Source organism: Mesorhizobium sp. L-8-10, from assembly GCF_016756635.1.
Classification (GTDB): Bacteria; Pseudomonadota; Alphaproteobacteria; order Rhizobiales; family Rhizobiaceae.
In genome coordinates this window covers 4365764-4385024 of sequence record NZ_AP023263.1, presented here as the reverse complement: position 1 = coordinate 4385024, position 19261 = coordinate 4365764, and the positions used below count along the sequence as shown (strand labels likewise).

Sequence of the window (19261 nt, the reverse complement as noted above, 5' to 3'; positions counted from 1 at the left end):
GACCGACTTGGCATCCGCACATCGGAGATTTGGTCGTGAGCATAGACAAGGAAGAACTGCGCAAGATTGTGCGCGAAGAGCTGAAGGCCGTCTTCGCCGAGACGCGGCTCAAGCTCGACATCGGCGATATGGTCGCACAGATCGGACAGAGCCCGACCAGCCTGGCCATTCGGGAATATCTCGACGCGGAGTACCGGTTCGTGGAGACGATACGGGAACGCAGCCGCCGTGCGGCCCGGGACACCTACGACTTCATCGACAAGGAGATGCGGCACGCGCTTTGGCAAAGGGACCAGTTCCGGGTCCTAGAGGCGCGCAAGGACGAAATCTCCCCGACGGCGGACACGCTCGTCGTCGACCTCGGCGTCTTCAAGGGCGGTTCCACCCGTGCCCTCGCGAAAATTTTCCCGAAGCATACGATCCATGGGTTCGACTCTTTCGAGGGTCTACCGGAGGATTGGTCCCACTCGATGAAAGGGGCCTTCGGCTGGCTGAAGGGCCTGCCCGAAATGCCGGCGAATGTCCGTCTCTACAAAGGCTGGTTCGACGACACGCTGCCCGTTTGGGCGAAAGAGCATGAAGGCGAGATCATATCTCTTCTTCGCGTCGACTGCGACCTGTACAGCTCGACAAAGACCATATTCGAGACGCTTGGCCACATGCTACGAAAAGGTTCATGGATCTGCTTCGACGAACTTATCGGATACTATGGATGGCAGGAGCATGAGCATAAGGCATTCATGGAATTCATAGAGAAGACAGACTTCAAATATGAATATGTCGCCTTCGGCCTGACATACACCATAGCAAGGCTCCTGTAGTCGACCGGTCTACCACAGGGATGGCACTGAAATGATCCTCACAGACCTCGATCGTTGGCCGGACCACGTCAGCCGCCTCGCCGCGTCGACGGCGCTATCCCTCCCCTTGCCGGGGCGAACCATCCATGCGGCGGCTCGCTCCCACGCTCCCTTCCGAGGCCGCCCGGCACGCGGTTCCGATCAATCCCGGGTCGAGACCCCATGAACCGCCGCCTCATCAACGCACCGGACGCGCCGCAGGCACAGGGCGGCTACGCCCAGGCCGTCGAAACGATTGGGGCAACGCGCATCCTGCACATCAGCGGCCAGATCCCAGTTGCGCCGGACGGTACCGTCCCCACCGATTTCGCCAGCCAGGCCCGGCTCGCCTGGGCCAATATCGAGGCGCAGCTTCGCGCCGCCGACATGACGCTCGACAACCTGGTCAAGGTCACCACCTTCCTGGCGGACCGTCGCCACGGCGTCGAATATCGTCAGATACGCAACGAGATCCTGGCCGGCCGCAGGATCGCCCTCACGGTCGTGATCGCCGGGATTTTCGACGAGGCCTGGCTGATCGAAATCGAAGCCATCGCGGCAGCCTGACTCGTCCCTCCTTTCATCGATACATTACGGAACCGGAACCAACTGTTATGAGATCCCACGCAAAAGCGGTTGTCATCGGCGGCGGCGTCGTCGGCTGCTCGGTGCTCTATCACCTGGCCAGGGCCGGCTGGAGCGACGTCATGCTGATCGAGCGCTCGGAGCTGACGTCGGGCTCGTCTTGGCACGCCGCCGGCGGCTTCCACACGCTGAACGGCGACCCCAACGTCGCCAAGCTGCAGGCCTACACGGTCCAGCTCTACAAGGAGCTTGAGGAGCTTTCCGGCCAGTCCTGCTCGCTGCACCTCACCGGCGGCATCATGATGGCCGATACGCCGGAGCGCATGGACTTCCTGCGGCTTGCCCACGCCAAGGGCCGCTATCTCGGCATGGACACCGAGCTCATCACCCCGTCGGAAGCCAAGGCGATGTTCCCGCTGATGGACGAGACCAATTTCGTCGGCGCCATGTGGGACCCCGTCGAGGGCCATCTCGATCCGTCGGGCACCACCCATGCCTATGCCAGGGCAGCCCAGAAACTCGGCGCCGAGATCGTCTTGCGCAACCGGGTCGTCGAGCTGACGCAAGAGCCCGACGGCACGTGGAATGTGGTGACCGAAAAGGGCACGGTGAAAGCCGAGCATGTGGTGAACTGCGGCGGCCTGTGGGCACGCGAAGTCGGCCGCATGGTCGGCGTCGAGCTGCCTCTGCTCGCCATGGAGCACATGTATCTGCTGACCGAGCCGATGAAGGAGGTCGAGGATTTCAACAGGGCGACCGGGCGCGAGATGGTCGGCGTGCTCGACTTCAAGGGTGAGATCTATACGAGGCAGGAGCGCAACGGCATCCTGCTCGGTACCTATGAGAAGGCCTGCAAGCCCTGGTCGCCGGTCGACACTCCTTGGGACTTCGGCCATGAGCTGCTGATCCCCGACCTCGACCGCATCGCGCCCTCGCTCGAGATCGGCTTCAAGCATTTCCCGGGGATCGAGAAGGCCGGCATCAAGCAGATCATCAACGGCCCGTTCACCTTCGCGCCCGACGGCAACCCGCTGGTCGGCCCGGTGCAGGGGCTGACGAACTTCTGGTGCGCATGCGCGGTCATGGCCGGCTTCTCCCAGGGCGGCGGCGTGGGTCTCGCGCTCTCGAACTGGATGGTCAACGGCGATCCCGGCTTCGACGTCTGGGGCATGGACGTTGCGCGCTTCGGCGAGTGGGCGACCCTGCGCTACACTAATGCCAAGGTGCGCGAGAACTATTCGCGTCGCTTTTCGATCCGCTTCCCCAATGAGGAACTGCCCGCCGCACGGCCGGCGCAGTCGACGCCGCTCTATGACACGATGGTCGCGCAGAACGCGGTTATGGGCGACAGCTGGGGCCTGGAGACGCCGCTTTGGTTCGCGCCCAAGGGCACGGAAGCGAAAGACATCGTCTCCTATCACCGCTCCAACGATTTCGAGCATATCGGCAACGAGGTGCGCGCCACGCGCGAGCGCGTCGGCGTCACCGAAATCGCCAACTTCGCCAAATATGAAGTGGCCGGTCCGGGTGCTGAAGACTTCCTGAACCGGCTGATGACCAACCGCATGCCGAGGAAGGGTCGCATCGTGCTGACGCCGATGCTCAACGAATTCGGCAAGCTCATCGGCGACTTCACCATTGCCAAGACCGGCAACGAGAAATTCATGATCTGGGGCTCCTCGGCCGCGCAGAAATACCATATGCGCTGGTTCGAGAAGCATCTTCCGAAGGACGGCTCGGTGCATATCCACCGCTTCGACCAGACGCTGGTCGGCCTGTCGATCGCCGGACCGAAAAGCCAGGCATTGCTGCAGAAGCTGGTCGACGAGGATGTTTCGTCGGCGGCCTTCCGCTTCATGGACTTCCGCGAGATGGCGGTGGGCGGCGCTCCCTGCATGGTCAACCGCATCACCTATACCGGCGATCTCGGCTACGAGATCTGGATGCAGCCGGCCTACCAGCGTCTCGTCTACCAGGCGATCAAGACGGCCGGCGAGGAATTCGGCATCGTCGATTTCGGAATGCGCGCGCTTCTGTCGATGCGCCTGGAGAAGAATTTCCCGACCTGGTTCCGGGAACTCCGGCCCATCTACGGCCCCTTCGAAGGCTCGATGGACCGCTTCATCAAGCTGGAGAAGAACGACTTCATCGGCCGCGAGGTGGCGGCCCGGGAGAAGGCCGACGGACCCAAGCTGCGCCGCGTGTCGCTGATCGTCGAGGCTGCGGATGCCGACGTCATGGGCGACGAGCCGATCTGGGCCAAGGTCGGCGACAAGGATTTCGGCACCGTCGAGAAGCCGCATGGCTACGGCGCGCCGCGCTTCGATGCGACCGGCAAGGAAGTGCGCGGCTCGGCTGCGGCCAGCGGAGCCTCGGCGGTTCGCGGCATCGCGGACGGCGATTGGCGCGTGGTCGGCTGGGTGACGTCCGGCGGGTATGCGCACTATGTCGGCAAGTCGCTGGCGCAGGGTTATGTGCCAGCCGCGCTCGCCGAGGACGAAAGCGAAGAACTGTTCGAGATCGAGATCCTCGGCCATCGCCGGCGGGCGCGCATCAATGCGGAACCGCTGTTCGATCCGGCCGGCGAGAAGATGCGGGGATAGAGGGAGCGGCGGCGAACGGCCATGGCAGTGCTTCATACCCCCCTCTGGCCTGCCGGCCATCTCCCCCTCAAGGGGGGAGATTGGCAGTTGCGACGCTGGAAACTTTCCTGCAGCGCTGCCTATGTGTGCAGGCAGTGGCGACAGCTAATCTCCCCCCTTGAGGGCTACGACATTCACACATCGTGGGGGGCGAGTTGCGGTGTCGGCGAAAGTCTGACTCCCTGTTGCTGTGATTCGGCTGATGGAGAGGCAGATGGACCTTGGTTTTGGGGAGTTCGGAGACGCTCGCCTGAAAGATGCGGGGTTTTTTTGCATGAGCGGCTGGTGTCGGCGGGTGGCTGGGGGAGCAGCGTGCGCGCGCTGGGCGGCGGCCGCTCCGGCGAGATGCGGATCACGCGCTTTCTGCACAACCCGAAGGTGACGGTCGGCGCGATGCTGGAGACGGCCTCGGCCCGCACGTGCTTGCAAGTTGGTGGCCGTCATGTGCTGGCGATCCAGGACACGACGTCTGTTCGGGTGGACGAAAAAGGCATCGGCCTGTCCGTGCACCCGCTGATTGCCGCGGATGCGACCAGCGGCTTTGTGTTGGGCCTTGTCGATGCGTTCTTTCTGGATCGCCGCGGTGGTGTGAAGGCGACGCGCACCAAACGGGACTTCGCGGACAAGGACAGCCGGCGCTGGCTCGACGGCGCCGAAAGCGCGCGCCGGCTGTGGGACGCCGGCGCGACCTGCGTGACGGTCGTCGAGGACCGCGAGGGGGACATTTACGAGTGCTTCGCCTTCAAGCCGGACCATGTCGAGAAGCTGGTACGGGCCGCGCAGGACCGGCTTCTGGCCGACGAGACCCATCTGTTTGCCGCCGCAGAGAGCTGGCCCGAAGCCGGGCAGATGACGGTCGCGTTGCCGGCCATTCCGGGCCGCAAGGCCCGCACGGCCACTCTCGGCGTGCGCTTCGGCCGTGTCGAGATCGCAAGGCCCAGGAACCGCAAAGCCCAGGCGGGAACCCGGGTGCTGCCGAAGACCGTCACGCTCAGCATGGTCGATGCCCGCGAAATCGATCCGCCGCACGGCCAGGAGCCGGCGCATTGGCGGCTGCTCACAACACATCAGGTCACCGATCTGGCCGATGCACGGCGCATCATCGGCTTTTATCGTCTGCGCTGGACCATCGAGCAGCTGTTTCGGACCACCAAGACAAAGGGCTTTGACATCGAGGCGCTTCGCCAGCAGGAGGGCGGGCCGCTGGAAAAGCTCGTAACAGCAACCCTCATCGCCGCCGTCACGGTGATGCAACTCGTTGCCGAGCGCGACGGCAAGCTCGAGCGGCCGCTCAGCGACGCCTTCGATCCCGACGACCAACCGGTGCTCGAACGCGTCAGCCACAGCCTTGAGGGAAAGACCCAGAAGCAGAAAAACCCCCATCCCAAAGGCACATTGGCCTTCGCTGCCTGGGTCTTCGCACGGCTCGGTGGATGGACCGGATATTACGGAAAGCCCGGCCCCATCGTCATGCTCAGAGGCCTCACCAAATTCCACGCAATCAAGCATGGCTGGACCCTCCGAGATGTGTGAATCTCGTAGCCTTGAGGGGGAGATGGCCGGCAGGCCAGAGGGGGGTACTGGCGGCAGGGCGCTTCCATGAACGACGCCCCGCGCTCGACCTTCGGCCGCCACCGCAAGATCATGCCTTTCGAGCCGGGCTCGATCGAGGCGCTTCGGCAGGCCTCGCGCGACAAGGCTGCGGGGCTCAACCAGCACGTCCTGGGCTACGGCGCCGTTGCGGAAGCCGAATGGCGCGCCGCCGGTATCGCCGCGCCCGATCTGCCAGCGATGCGCCGCTATCGGCTCGAACGCATCCGGGCTGAACTCAGGCGGCGCGACTATGCCGGCGCCCTGCTCTACGATCCGATCAACATCCGCTACGCCACCGACGCCACCAACATGCAGTCCTGGGTGGCGCATAATCCGACGCGGCATTGTTTCGTCGCCACGGACGGCCCGGTGGTGCTGTTCGACTATTTTTCGTGCGAGCATCTCTCCGATCACACAGGTGTGGTCGACGAGGTTCGCCCGGCCGTCCCATGGCTTTTTCTCTATGGCGGCGAACTTACTCATAAGCGTGTCCGACGCTGGGCAGGCGGCATCGCCGATCTCGTGAAGGAGCATGGCGGCGGTAACAGGCGCCTCGCGGTCGACCATCTCGACCCCGAGGGCGTATCCGAGCTCGCGCGCCTGGGCATCGCGATCGGCAATGGCGAGGCGGTGATGGAGAGTGCCCGGCTGATCAAATCGCCCGACGAGCTGCTCGCCATGCGCCGCGCCATCGTTGCGTGCGAAGCGGCCATGGCCGAGATGGAAGCCGCATTGCGGCCAGGCATATCGGAGAACGAGCTTTGGGCCGAGCTTCACCGCGGCAACATCGCCCGCGGCGGCGAATGGATCGAGACACGCCTGTTGTCCTCCGGCCCTCGGACCAATCCGTGGTTCCAGGAATGCTCGTCGCGGATCATCGAGGCGGGCGACCTCGTCGCCTTCGATACCGACCTGATCGGGCCCTACGGTTTCTGCGCCGATCTCTCGCGGACCTGGCTCTGCGGCGACGTCGGCCCGACGCAGGAGCAGCGTGATCTCTTCCGCATCGCAGCCGTTCAGATCGCCCAGAACACGGAACTGATGAAGCCGGGCACGACGTTCCGCGACCTGGCCGAGCGTTCGCGCGTTCCGCCACCTGACTGCTTCGCGACACGCTACGGCGTGCTCTACCATGGCGTCGGCCTTGCCGATGAATATCCGACTTTGCCGCATGCGGCCGACTGGACCGACGACACGCCCGATGGCGTGCTCGAGCCGGGCATGGTGCTCTGCGTCGAAAGCTATATCGGCCGGCTCGGCGGACACGAGGGCGTGAAGCTCGAGGAGCAGGTGCTCATCACTGAAAACGGCAACGAGAAGCTGTCGGCCTACCCGCTCGACCCGCGGCTCATGTCTGACTGAGCTTCGCTCATATCAAGACTGAGCTCGCTCATGTCAGCCTGAGGCTCTGCTTCAACGCAGCCACGACATCAGGCGGCGTCGACCTCGACGTGATCAGGGGCAGGCCCTTGCGCCTGCCCGTCCAGCCCACCACTTCGACGTCGGCGGCGCGCGGCTCATGGCGGAGCGCCATGTCCCAACTCCGGCAGTCGATGGCGCAGACGTCGGCCCGGCCGTCGGCGACGGCCACGATCGAGGCACGATGGGCACCAGTCGCGATGCGCTCCGAGAAGATGTCCAGGCTCTCGCCCGATGCCCCGAGATCGCGGGTGAGTGCGATGATCCCCGACATGGAATCATTGCCATTGTAGGCGAGCCGCTTTCCACGCATGAGATCGAGCGGGATGGACGGCTGGCCATCGGCCGGCGCCGGCATTCTCGGCCCGGCTCCCCGCAGCATCAGAATCGCGCTTGAATAGAGGGCACCCTGCCCGCCTTCCATATTGCCATAGCTCGGTTGGCCGAGGACAGCGACGTGGTCCTGCAGCCCGAGTTCCATCGGCCCCCAGCAGGTCTGGGTGAAGAGCAGTCGTGGATGCAGCCAGAGCGCATGGAAATCGAGTTCATCAGGCGGCAAGGTTGCGGGATCGGGCGCGAGCGGGTTCCCGTTCGCGTCGCGGATGCCGCCCGGCACGGGAGGAAGGTCGGCGTTGCGCCGAACCAGAGGTTCCGGCGCCGCGATTCCGGCCTCGCGGAACGCCGCGCGGAGCCGCGCCCACTCGGCATCCGTTTCGTGCCGGGTCTCGGGCCATTCATACATGGGAAGCGCGACGACGAACTCGTTCATGGCAGGATATCAATCGGCCCGCGGGCAGATGGCAAGAGAAGCGACCTGCCGGAGGGAGGCGCCCTCACTCCTTCGGCGGCTCGGCCGGCACCGGCGCAGTGCCGGCGCCGTGTACCGTGCGCGCCCTGATGCGCGGCTTGAAGGCCCGCCCCGTCTCGGGCGCTCGCCGCAGCATCGGGTGCACGACGGGTTCCTTGGCGCGGAAGGCATAGTCCTTCAGCAGCGCGAGATAGCTGGGGACGACATAGCCCTTGTTGCGGGCGATCCATTCCTCCCGCCTTTCGCGGAACAGCCGGGGCAGGTCGTACCAGGCCGCTGTCGGGTTCTTGTGATGGACGAAATGCAGATTGTTGTTGAGGAACAGGACGGACAGCGGCGAGCGCTCGACGATGATGGTGCGACCCTCGGGATGCTCGGACCATTGATGCTCGGCGTAGGTGCGGATCGAAATAAGCGACTGGCCGATCCACACCGGCACCAGCACATAGAGCCAGAGCGGTATGCCGAAGCCGAAGACGATCACTGGCACGACGAGCGCGAGCCCGACGCAGTGCAGCAGCAAGGCCTGGCGTACGGCGCGGTCGCCCTCGACGGCCAGCTTGAAGTCGCCGATGACGAAGCCGATGCTCGACAACCAGGGTCCGACCAGGAATCGCCCGACCATGGTATTGTTTGCCCTGAGCAGCTGCTTCATCGTCTTCGGGAGGTCGTGATGCTGCCAGAGCGCCCTGTAATAGCTCTCGGGATCGTCGAACGGGTCGGTCAGCCTTTCGTCGGCATGGTGACGCAGATGCAGGTTCTTGAAGCGTCGGAACGGCCAGACCAGACCGATCGGCAGGAAGACGAAGGCCTCGTTGACGCGCGCATCGCGGGTGGGATGCCCGTGCACGATTTCGTGCATCAGCGACGACTGCAGCGTCAACGTCAGCGTGAGCGCGATGAGGGCGATGATCGGATGGTGCGGCCAGACCAGGAAACCCGTTGCGGCCCAGGTGCCGTAGCAACCCACGACCAACAAGACTGTCGGCCATTCTATCGTCGGCGCCCGCCGTCTGCCTGCTTCGCCCATGCCCTTGGTGATCGCGCTAAACTGCTGGAATCATTGGTTACTGACAGCATGGTGTCAGGAGCTTTCGTTGCGTGCAATGCGACAATGCGCATAAAATGTTTATATTGCGCTGCTTGGAATACAGATGTTGTGTGTTGTAAACACTTGGGAGGATTCCGATGCTCCTCCTTAGTCGGTATTCCGACCAATCCCGGTATTTTTTTCCTGGAGGCGAGCACACGTGGACAAGCGCGATCTTTCAAGTGTCTTCCGTGAGAGACTCAAGACCCTCATCCAGCGCGCCGGCGTCAATCAGTCCGCCTTCGCGGCCGAGGTCGGCATAGACCGGTCGGCCCTGTCCCAGCTCCTCTCAGGCACCTCGACCCGCCTGCCCCGGGCCGAGACGCTGCTCAACATAGCTTCCGAGCACAAGGTCTCGCTCGACTGGCTGCTCGGCCTCAGCCAGGACGAAGGCCTGACCGGCGAGATCAGGGAAAGCCTCGAGATCGAGGAGGCCTCCGGCGGCTTCGAGCGTACGCTCATCGCCAAGTGGCATGCGGAGGCTGCGGGCACCAAGATCCGCTATGTGCCGGCCGGCATCCCTGACCTTCTGAGAACCGATGCGCTGATCGACTATGAGGCAGGCATTTCGAACAAGAGCCGCGAGGCCCAACTCGGCGAGACGCAATACCGCATCGACTACAGCCGCCGGCCCGAGACCGACATGGAAGTATGCATGCCGCGCCACACGCTCGATATCTTCGCGCGCGGCCTCGGCGTGTGGGACCGCTTTCCAGCCGATCTCCGCGCCGAACAACTCGCTCACATGGCCCGGCTGCTGGACGATCTCTATCCGAGCTTCCGCCTCTATCTCTATGACGGGCGCATGCGCTATTCGATCCCCTATACGATCTTCGGGTCACTGCGTGCCGCCATTTATGTCGGCGACATGTATCTCGTGCTGAACGCCACGCAGCCGATCCATACGCTGACCAGGCATTTCGACAATCTGATCCGCGCTGCCGACGTCAACGCGCATGAGGCTGCGTCCTTCGCCGCTTCATTGGCCGTGACCCGCTGAACCGTCGTTTTCCCAACCCTGGACATTGACTACATATAAAGACTTCTTTATATGCTTATCTCAGTTTGAGCTAAGGCAATCTCCCGATGAACAATCCAATCGATGCGCTCCTTGCGGAAAAGGGCGTGCTTCTGGCCGACGGCGCAACCGGCACCAACCTCTTCGCCATGGGCCTGGAGGCCGGCGAGGCGCCCGAGCTCTGGAACGAGGCGGCGCCCGAGAAGATCGCCGCCCTGCACCAGGGTTTCGTAGACGCCGGAGCCGACATCATCCTCACCAACTCTTTCGGCGGCACCCGCCACCGGCTGAAGCTGCACCATGCGCAGGATCGCGTGCACGAGCTCAACAAGCGTGCGGCCGAAATCGCCCGTTCGGTGGCCGACAAGGCAGGCCGCAGGGTCATCGTGGCCGGCTCCGTCGGCCCAACCGGTGAACTGCTGGTGCCGCTCGGCGCGTTGACCTACGAAGAGGCTGTCGAGGCCTTCGCCGAGCAGATCGAAGGGCTCAAGGCCGGCGGCGCCGAGGTCGCCTGGATCGAGACCATGTCCGCGCCGGATGAAATCCGCGCTGCGGCGGAAGCCGCGATCCGCGTCGGCCTGCCCTACACCTATACCGGTTCCTTCGACACCGCCGGCCGCACCATGATGGGCCTGCTGCCCAAGGACATCCACGGCGTGGCGGAAGGCCTTTCGGCCGCCCCGATCGGCGTCGGCGCCAATTGCGGCGTGGGCGCGGCCGACATCCTGGCTTCGCTGCTCGACATGACGGCTGCCAAGCCGGAGGCGACCGTCATCGTCAAGGGCAATTGCGGCATCCCGGAATTCCGTGGATCCGAGATCCACTATTCCGGCACCCCCGAACTGATGTCGGACTATGTGCGCCTCGCGGTCGACGGCGGCGCCAGGATCATCGGCGGCTGCTGCGGCACGTCTTTCGCGCATCTGGCAGCGATGCGCCACGCGCTCGACGCCCATACCAAGGCGAGCCGCCCCACCCTCGAAACAATCGTGGAATACATCGGACCGTTGCGCAACAAGACGGCAGCAGACGGTGGCGAACCACGCCGCGAGCGTCGCCGCGCAAGGGCCTGACCCTCAGCCTTCGTGGCGCAGCTCCGTTGCGGAAGCCTGCCCCGGCGACTTGTTCTTCATCCCTAAACAATTGAGCGGCGACGGACCAGGTTCGTCGCCGCTCTGCTTTCTGGCCGCAGGAACCTCGCCGTATCAGCGATTTCCGCCTGACAGTGCCGAAGCGAGCCTCGCCAGCGACAGGAACTCCGCGCGATAGCCATAGGGGTCGGAACCGCGCGCGGCGCCGGCCAATTCAATGATGCGCTCCCAGGACATCGACGCGAGCTGATCGGCATCGCGCAACTTCTGGCCGAAGGCGGCGACCGCGACCGAGAAGCGCTGGTCGACGCCGGCCGCATCGAAGGATGCTACCGCGTCGGCATCCGTCACCGGGGTCGTGATCAGCTTGCTTATATCGCCGTCGGGCGCCTTGTATCGGATCTTCACGAAGGCATATTCGTCCGCGTTCCGGATGCCGCCCGGATTGGCGGTCGACGCCGCGCCATAGCGCAGGTCGTCCACTATCTGCGGCGCTCCCTTCGGCGTGATCTCGTAGATGGCGGTGACCGAATGGCCCGAACCGATCTCACCGGCGTCGACGCGGTCGTTGTTGAATTCCTCGCGGTTCAACGCCCGCGTTTCGTAGCCGATGAGCCGGTACTCCGAGACCTTGGCCGGATTGAACTCGACCTGGATCTTCACATCCTTGGCGATCGGGAAGAGCGTCGAGCCGGCCTCCTGCACGAGCACCTTCTCTGCTTCGGCAAGCGTATCGACATAAGCCGCCGTTCCGTTACCGTTCTGGGCGATCGCCTGCATCATCTGGTCGTTGAGGTTGCCGCGCCCGAAACCGAACACCGACAGGAAGACGCCCGACTTGCGTTTCTCCTCGATCAGCCGCTTGAGCTCCATGTCGTCGCTTTGTCCGACATTGAAGTCGCCGTCGGTCGCCAGCATGACCCGGTTGACGCCGCCCTTCACGAATGACTGCTCGGCGAGCCGGTAGGCTTCCTTGATGCCCGCTTCTCCTGCCGTCGATCCGCCGGGGCGGAGATCGTCGATCGCTGCCAGGATCCTTTCGCGCTCCGACGCTTTGGTCGGCGCCAGCACGGTCCCGGCCTCGCCCGCATAGGTGACGATCGACACCGTGTCATTGGGCTGGAGCTTGCCGACCAGGAGGCGGAAAGCCGACTGCAGCAGCGGAAGCTTGTCGGGCTCCTCCATCGAGCCCGACACGTCGATGAGGAAGACGAGATTGGCCTTCGGCCGCTCGACCGGTTTCACGTCGTAGCCCTTGATCGCCACATGCATGAGCCTGCTGTGTTCGTTCCAGGGCGTGGGCATGATGGAGACCGTCGTGTTGAACGGCGTCGAGGCGTCCTCGGGGCCGTTCCAGTCGTAGGGGAAATAGTTGATCATCTCCTCGACGCGGATGCTGTCGGGGTCCGGCAGGATTCCCTCCTTCAGCGAACGCCGCGCGAAGGAATAGGAGGCGGTGTCGACATCGATGGAGAAGGTCGAAACCGGATCCTCCGCCGCCGAATGGATCGGGTTGGACTTGAACGCCTCGAACCGGTCGCGGCCCTGCGCTTTCGGCGACGGCATATCGGGCGCGGGCGCGATCTCGCGGACGGCCATCTTTCCTACCGCCGTGCTGGGCGCGAACAAGGCTCGATTGCCGCTCTGAACCACGGGCGCCGACGCCAGAGTATCGGCCGGCGCGGCCTCCTGGTTCGCCATCTCCGCCGGACCTGCCTCGGGCTTCGACGGCGCCGGCAGTTCGGCGACCGCTTGCCTGCTCTCCGCATCGAGATCACGCTTCACCTGGGCGGGCCGGGCGAGCGCCTGTTCCCGGGGTTCCGACGTGGTCTGCTCGGCCACATCCGCCGGCACGAAGGGGCTCTCTTTCAAGATATGGAAGGCCGCATAGCCGGCGATCGGCAACGCCACGAGACCGGCGATTGCTGGTGTCGCAACCAATTTCTTCTGCATCATCTCTCTCCAGAGCTTGCTTGCTCGCTCGATGAGACGAAGCTTCGCGGCCGATCCTTGGGCCGCCTCCGAACTATTCTGGTTGCCGTCATAGGCGGCAAGCGCCGCCTCAAGCGCCTGCGCACGCGCCTTCGCCTCGGGCGTCGGCACGGAGATCGTGCGCAGCAGATCGAGTTCGTTGTCGTTGACCATGGTCACTCTTCCCCGGCATGGCGCATCAGCACCTTCAGCCGCTTCTTCGCTTCATGGACGTGCCAGGACACCGTCGTTTCCGCGCAGGCCATCACATCGGCCGCGGCCGAGTGGCTGAGGCCTTCGCCATAGACCAGCAGCACGGCATCGCGCTGCTTGTCGGGAAGCTGCCGGACCGCCGCCCAGAGCCGCTCGGCCGCGCTGTCCGGCACGGGCGCGATCTCGCCGGAGATCAATGCGTGAACACCGAAGGCTTCAGCCTTCAACGCCTCGCGCACCGTCTTGCGCCTCATGTCGCGAGCGGCGTTCAAGGTCATGGCGTAGAGCCATGTCGTGAACGCGCCCTCTCCCTTGAAGGTCCTGATCGCCTTGCCGAGCCGCACGCAGACCTCCTGCGCGATGTCCTCGGCGTCGGTGCTGTTGCCGCACCATCGCCAGGCGACGCGATGGATAAAGTCGTAGTGCCTTTCGACGAGTTCGCCGAAAGCCTGCCTGTCTCCCTCGCGCGCCAAACCGACCAGATCGGCATCGGACGCGCTGCCTTCGTCCAGCATCGTCGCCATCATTTGCCTGTTGGACGAAAGCTTGTCGTCATTCCTTGGGCGCTCGGTCAAAAAAGTCCGTTCCGTGATGTCGGCGTGGGCGCCCACCTCGCCGGCCAACCATTTGCGGCGCCGGACGCTGCGTCCTCACGAAAGCGACCGGCATGTCCGGCGTCGGCGGCTACTTCGCGGGGAGCGTCTCGGCGAAAAGTGTCGTCAATCGTTTCCAGTGCCTTTCGGCCCCCGCCGTGTCGAAGACGCCATGGTCCGGAACCGCCCAGCCATGGCGCATGCCGACGTAGTTCTCGATGATATGGTCGACCTCGGCGCGGCGCAGCGCTTCGGCGAGCTTCGCCGACTGTTCGGGCGGAAAGCTCTGGTCGACGCCGGCGACCCCGACATAAACCCGCGCCTTGATCTTCGCCGCATTGTTCGCCGGGCTGTCAGGCGCGTCGGTCGCGAGATTGCCGCCATGGAAGCTCGCCGCGGCAACGATGCGATCGGGATGGGCGGCGGCCGCATTGAGCGCACGCCCTCCACCCATGCAGTAACCGACCGCGCCCAGCCGTCCGTGCGCGCCTGCGTCGGTGAGCGCGGCGATGAAGTGAGCGGTATCGGCCTGGGTCATGGCCTGCGTCGTCCCGCCGATCAGCGCCATCAGTTCAGCCCGCTTCTTGTCGTCGCCGAACGCGGTCCTGGCATCGAAGGGGCCATAGGCCCCGAAGCGGTAGAAGAGGTCGGGCACGAGCACCAGACAACCCTCGCCCGCCAGCCGCTCCGCCATTGCGTCGAGCGCGGGGCGCGGGCCGAAGGCATCCATGTAGAGGATGACTCCGGCCCCGTTTGTCGCCTGGCCGAACAGGACGCCTTTCGCCACGCCGTCCCCGGTCCTGATTTCGATGTCCTTCCTGGTCATTGCGGGCTCCCTCGACTCTCCACTGCGGTCTTGTCGCCTGTCGACGGCAGGCGGGGCAAGCACAAGGTGCATCCTTGCGATTGTCGTCGTCTCAGCAATGGTAAATTTTCTATAAATGCCGCGATCTCGACGCAGCAACGCCACATTCGCGCGGCAGAACCCTCGACTGGCGGGGTGTGAGACAACGGTCTTGCGTGGAGAGTAAGTTGAAGAGCCCGTTCACAGGGGAAGCGGCCCGGCCCTATCACGAAGATGCGGCGCGCCGGAGCAAGCCCACCGAAAAAAGCCAGCCCCCTCGGAAGCAACGCCTTATCCTGAGCGCGACCGGGATGGCGGCACTCGCCGGCCTCGGCGCCCTGGCCGCGTTGTTCACTGCGCCGTTCGCCGATCCGCCCGCTGCCGCCGGTGACATCCGCGCTGCGGCCGTGCCCGCGGCGATGGCCGCCGAGGATACAAGCCCGGAGGCCGCAGCGCCCCGGCCACCAGCAGCGGGCCCCCAGCGCGACGCGCGCATGGCGTCCAACACCACGGCATCGGGCCAGGTAGCCCGGGCCGGGCTGGCAGCGATCTCATCCGACGTCGAAGCGCTGGAGGGGAACGACCCACGCTGGGCGAAGACCTTGACCCCGGCACACGATCCGATTCCGGCCGCCTCCGGCGCACAGGTCGGCGAAGCGCTCGCCCCCACGGTTCCAGCTGCATCCGCCGTCCAGGCCGCACTGGCCATGCAGCCAGGTGGTGAAAATACGGCGACGCTCGTCTCTCCACCCGCGGCTCAACCGCTGCCGGAAGCGCCGGTCACGCCTGAAGTCCCGGACGAGACCCGGACCGCAGCGATCACTCCAGACGAGCCGGCTGCCGAGGCGCGGCCGGCACCAAGGAAAGCCCCTGCCGGCGCCGCCGCGACCGGTGCTGCGCCGTCTAGCACAGCCGTCGTCACCAGCGCGGTGAAGATGCGCGCCCGCGCAGCCAACGGCGCCACCGTGGTCGCGGTCATCCCCGACAATGCCTCCGTCGGGATCGTCGCCTGCAAGGCCTGGTGCGAGGTCGTCTACAAGGGCCGGCGCGGCTTCGTCTACAAGGGCTTCGTCGGCCAGCCAAGCGCCCAGGCGCAGCCCCAGAAATCGGCGGAGAACAAGCCGAAGATCGTGGCGCCCACCCGGACCGATCCCAACAGAGGCGGGCGCTAGAATTCTTCGGCTGCCCCTGCGAAGGCGGCCATGTGTAAGGCCTGGAGCTCCGCCGGGTAACGATGGCCCTGTCCGTGCGGGCACGCGTTGCGATCGAGGCAGCCCCCGGTCAAGCAAGCGTTGCCGGAAGGCGATCTGACGTGACGAAGACAGTCGCCATAAGCGAAACCGGCTTCGGAATGGGCATCGACCGGGCAGGACCTAAGGCAAGGTTTTCCGACACATAGATCGCAAAGATGAATCGGATTGCGAGGTGCCTCGATCGCGACCTCGACGTCGAACAGCAGCGCCCCGCGATAGGCGTGCCACAGTCCATAGTCCGGGTGCATGAGGATTCCGAGCGGTGACGGCTTCAGCCCCTCGGCGCGCATCGCCCATTGCTGGAACGGCAGATAGGGGCGGTCCGACGGAAGCACCGCCCGCGCACCGAAGAACTCTGCGACCGCGCCTATGGCCTCACGGCTCCAGCTGTCGAGCGGGTCGGCAATCTCTCGTGACCGGCTCTGCCGCCAGCGCAGGAAATGCGGCCAATGGGTTGCCCCGGCCTGGCCGACGAGCAGCACCGCGGTCGCCGGCGCGCCTGATAGCCCCTGCGGCCTGGCTTCGTCTTCGCCGAACACGAAGCCACCGCGCAGAATGAGGCCGTGGCCGGAAAGCGCCGAGGCGATTTCACCCGGCAGGCCCTCGCCGGTCCCTCCCCACTCGGACAAGGCTATCGCCCTCCCCGGTCGGAGAACGCACTCCGCCAGACTTCCTTATGGATGATCGCGGCCACTTTAGCCCGGCCTGACACGGGCTCCCTTCACGTGAAGGCGTCGGGCATGGACTCCTTTTTCCTGGCGATGAAGTCCTTCAGCCCATCGTCGATACCCTGGTCGAGCGCCGGCGCCTCGTAGCTTTCGAGCCAGCGGCGGGCGAGTTCGTTGGCGCGCTGCGGTGCCGTCTTTTCCCCCTCCGCCAGCCATTGCTCGTAGGAATTGTTGTCGGCGATGCTGGAGCGGTAGAAGGCCGTCTGGAAATTGGCCTGGGTGTGGTCGCAGCCGAGGAAATGGCTGCCCGGGCCGACCTGCCGGATGGCGTCCATCGCCTGGCCGTTTTCCGAGAGGTCCACGCCCTCGGCGAATTTCTGCTGCATGCCGAGCTGATCGATGTCCATCATGAACTTCTCGTAGCAGGATGCGAGCCCTCCCTCGAGCCAGCCGGCGGCGTGCAGCACGAAATTCGTGCCCGCGAGGATGGTGGAGTTCAGCGTGTTGGCGCTCTCATAGGCGGCCTGCGCGTCCGGAACCTTGGATGCGCAAAGCGAGCCGCCGGTGCGGAACGGCAGGCCGAGGCGCCGGGCGAGCTGCGCGGCGCCATAGGAAACCAGCGACGGCTCAGGCGTGCCGAAGGTCGGCGCACCCGATTGCATCGAGATCGAGGATGCAAAAGTGCCGAACAGAACCGGCGCACCCGGCCGTATCAACTGGGTGAAGGCCGCGCCCGCCAGCACCTCGGCCAACACTTGCGTCAGAGTGCCTGCCACGGTGACCGGGCTCATGGCGCCGGCCAGGATGAAGGGCGTGATGATCGTCGCCTGGTTGTTGCGGGCATAGACCTTAGCCGCGCCGAGCATGGTTTCGTCGAAGACCATCGGCGAGTTGGCGTTGATCAGGTTGATAATGACGGTATTTTCCTCGACGAATTTCTCGCCGAACAGGATCTTCGCCATCGCCACGGTGTCTTCCGCCCGCTCCGGCGCCGTGACCGACCCCATGAACGGCTTGTCGGAATAGCGCATATGCGAATAGACCATGTCGAGATGGCGCTTGTTCACCGGCACGTCGACCGGCTCGCACAAGGTGCCGCCCGAGTGATGGATCGACGGCGCCATGTAGGCGAGCTTTACGAAATTGCGGAAATCCTCGATCGTGGCATAGCGGCGATTGCCGTCGAGATCGCGCACGAAGGGAGGGCCGTAGACCGGCGCGAACACGGTCGCGTTGCCGCCGATCTGCACCGAACGCTCGGCGTTGCGGGCATGCTGCGTGAAGACGGACGGCGCGCTCTTCAGCAACGATCGCGGCAGGCCGCGCGGGAAATGCACACGCTCGCCCTTCACATCGGCGCCGGCCTCCTTCCAAAGGGCAAGGGCCTCGGCATCGTCACGAAACTCGATGCCGATCTCTTCGAGCACGGTGTCGGCGTTTTTCTCGATCAGGGCGAGCCCGTCCTCGTCGAGCACCTCGTAGACCTTGACCTTGCGACGGATATAGGTGAGCGACTGGCCCGGCCCGCCACCCGAACGGGCCGCGCGCCGCGCAGCAGCGCCGCCGCGATCGCCTCTGCCGCGCCTGCCGCCCGTGGCTTCCTGATCGGCTGCCGACTTCTGTTCCATCGTCGTATTCCCTAGAAAACATGGCTTGGCCGATGCCCGCGGCCACTGCCGGGATCGTAGTCATGCACCCTAGATGAAACGGCCCGCCAGCGCCAAGCCGTGTCGCAAAATCGACAAGAAAACCACTGGCTTCCCCGTCGGCCTTCCGGTCGCTTTCGTTTTGCAGGAAGTCGCAAATCAGCTATGGCGACGAACGGCTTGCGAATAGATATTGGGTCGAGACCTTACGTTTACTTCGTCCTTCAAAGCGGCACCGAGGAGCCCTTCATGTCCGACGACGAGATCATCCTGTCCGAGCTGTCCGACGACGAGCTTGTCCAGCAGATGCATGACGACCTCTATGACGGCCTGAAGGAAGAGATCGAGGAAGGCACGCAGATCCTGCTCGATCGCGGCTGGTTGCCCTACAAGGTGCTGACCGAGGCGCTGGTCGAAGGCATGCGCATCGTCGGCGAGGACTTTCGCGACGGCATCCTGTTCGTCCCCGAAGTGCTCCTGTCGGCCAACGCCATGAAGGCGGGCATGGCCATCCTGCGTCCGCTGCTTGCCGCCACCGGCGCACCCAAGCAGGGCAAGCTGGTGATCGGCACCGTGAAGGGCGACATCCACGACATCGGCAAGAACCTCGTCGGCATGATGATGGAAGGGGCCGGCTTCGACGTGATCGACCTCGGCATCAACAACCCGGTCGAGAACTACCTGAACGCCATCGAGGAGCACCAGCCCGACATCATCGGCATGTCGGCGCTGCTCACCACGACCATGCCCTATATGAAGGTCGTGATCGATACGATGAAGGAAAAGGGCATTCGCGACGACTACATCGTGCTGGTGGGCGGCGCGCCGCTCAACGAGGAGTTCGGCAGGGCCGTCGGCGCCGACGCCTATTGCCGCGACGCCGCAGTTGCGGTGGAAACAGCCAAGGACTTCGTCAATCGCAAGCATAATCTGCGCGCTTCGGCCTGACTTTGAAACCAAGCGGCGTGCGTTCCGTCAGACGCGCGCC

At 64.7% G+C, this 19261-nt stretch carries 16 protein-coding genes; 9 read left to right on the top strand and 7 right to left on the bottom strand.

What is annotated here, in order from left to right; translation table 11 throughout:
* Window positions 1-35: 35 nt before the first annotated feature.
* From JN280_RS20195 to JN280_RS20175, 5 genes are all read left to right on the top strand, one after another.
* Window positions 36-821, top strand: a complete 786-nt coding sequence (locus JN280_RS20195) for a TylF/MycF/NovP-related O-methyltransferase (RefSeq protein ID WP_202304557.1) — start codon at window positions 36-38, stop codon at window positions 819-821.
* Between the two features lie 201 nt (window positions 822-1022).
* Window positions 1023-1406 carry a RidA family protein gene (locus JN280_RS20190; RefSeq protein WP_202304555.1) on the top strand — a complete coding sequence of 128 codons (384 nt, stop codon included), beginning with the start codon at window positions 1023-1025 and terminating at the stop codon, window positions 1404-1406.
* Between the two features lie 47 nt (window positions 1407-1453).
* On the top strand, window positions 1454-4027 hold the full coding sequence (locus tag JN280_RS20185; protein ID WP_202304553.1) for a GcvT family protein: 2574 nt from the start codon (window positions 1454-1456) through the stop codon (window positions 4025-4027).
* Between the two features lie 351 nt (window positions 4028-4378).
* Entirely contained in the window at window positions 4379-5599 is a 1221-nt protein-coding gene (locus JN280_RS20180; protein WP_244741793.1) for an IS4 family transposase, read from the top strand.
* A gap of 66 nt (window positions 5600-5665) precedes the next feature.
* Window positions 5666-7021: a M24 family metallopeptidase gene (locus JN280_RS20175; protein ID WP_202304552.1), complete on the top strand. Its 1356-nt coding sequence runs from the start codon at window positions 5666-5668 to the stop codon at window positions 7019-7021.
* Between the two features lie 28 nt (window positions 7022-7049).
* Here the strand turns inward: JN280_RS20175 and JN280_RS20170 are convergent, their stop codons facing one another.
* Together JN280_RS20170 and JN280_RS20165 are read right to left on the bottom strand one after the other, a co-directional pair.
* Window positions 7050-7847, bottom strand: coding sequence for a phosphate/phosphite/phosphonate ABC transporter substrate-binding protein (locus JN280_RS20170; RefSeq protein WP_202304550.1), 798 nt, complete (start codon window positions 7845-7847; stop codon window positions 7050-7052).
* A 64-nt stretch (window positions 7848-7911) separates the two neighbouring features.
* Window positions 7912-8916, bottom strand: coding sequence for a fatty acid desaturase (locus JN280_RS20165; RefSeq protein WP_202304548.1), 1005 nt, complete (start codon window positions 8914-8916; stop codon window positions 7912-7914).
* A 220-nt stretch (window positions 8917-9136) separates the two neighbouring features.
* On the opposite strand from JN280_RS20165, the gene JN280_RS20160 reads away from it, so the two are divergent.
* A complete protein-coding gene (locus JN280_RS20160; RefSeq protein ID WP_202304546.1) occupies window positions 9137-9976 on the top strand; it encodes a helix-turn-helix domain-containing protein in 840 nt (279 codons plus the stop codon).
* Between the two features lie 86 nt (window positions 9977-10062).
* On the top strand, window positions 10063-11067 hold the full coding sequence (bmt, locus tag JN280_RS20155; protein WP_202304541.1) for a betaine--homocysteine S-methyltransferase: 1005 nt from the start codon (window positions 10063-10065) through the stop codon (window positions 11065-11067).
* A 132-nt stretch (window positions 11068-11199) separates the two neighbouring features.
* On the opposite strand, the gene JN280_RS20150 is transcribed toward bmt, so the two are convergent.
* The 3 genes from JN280_RS20150 to JN280_RS20140 form a co-directional block, all read right to left on the bottom strand.
* Entirely contained in the window at window positions 11200-13230 is a 2031-nt protein-coding gene (locus tag JN280_RS20150; protein WP_202304539.1) for a VWA domain-containing protein, read from the bottom strand.
* Between the two features lie 2 nt (window positions 13231-13232).
* Window positions 13233-13793 carry an RNA polymerase sigma factor gene (locus JN280_RS20145; RefSeq protein ID WP_202314914.1) on the bottom strand — a complete coding sequence of 187 codons (561 nt, stop codon included), beginning with the start codon at window positions 13791-13793 and terminating at the stop codon, window positions 13233-13235.
* A gap of 160 nt (window positions 13794-13953) precedes the next feature.
* A complete protein-coding gene (locus tag JN280_RS20140) occupies window positions 13954-14688 on the bottom strand; it encodes a dienelactone hydrolase family protein (protein WP_202304537.1) in 735 nt (244 codons plus the stop codon).
* A gap of 329 nt (window positions 14689-15017) precedes the next feature.
* Here JN280_RS20140 and JN280_RS20135 point away from each other — a divergent pair, with 329 nt between their 5' ends.
* The gene (locus JN280_RS20135; protein WP_202304535.1) at window positions 15018-15878 is read left to right on the top strand and encodes an SH3 domain-containing protein; all 861 of its coding nucleotides are present in this window, start codon (window positions 15018-15020) and stop codon (window positions 15876-15878) included.
* Here the strand turns inward: JN280_RS20135 and JN280_RS20130 are convergent.
* Together JN280_RS20130 and JN280_RS20125 are read right to left on the bottom strand one after the other, a co-directional pair.
* Entirely contained in the window at window positions 15875-16588 is a 714-nt protein-coding gene (locus tag JN280_RS20130) for a hypothetical protein (protein ID WP_202304533.1), read from the bottom strand. The two genes, JN280_RS20135 and JN280_RS20130, sit on opposite strands and share 4 nt — an antisense overlap.
* A gap of 92 nt (window positions 16589-16680) precedes the next feature.
* On the bottom strand, window positions 16681-18255 hold the full coding sequence (locus JN280_RS20125) for a trimethylamine methyltransferase family protein (RefSeq protein WP_202304531.1): 1575 nt from the start codon (window positions 18253-18255) through the stop codon (window positions 16681-16683).
* Between the two features lie 267 nt (window positions 18256-18522).
* On the opposite strand from JN280_RS20125, the gene JN280_RS20120 reads away from it, so the two are divergent.
* The gene (locus tag JN280_RS20120; RefSeq protein WP_202304529.1) at window positions 18523-19221 is read left to right on the top strand and encodes a corrinoid protein; all 699 of its coding nucleotides are present in this window, start codon (window positions 18523-18525) and stop codon (window positions 19219-19221) included.
* The last annotated feature ends 40 nt before the right edge of the window (window positions 19222-19261 follow it).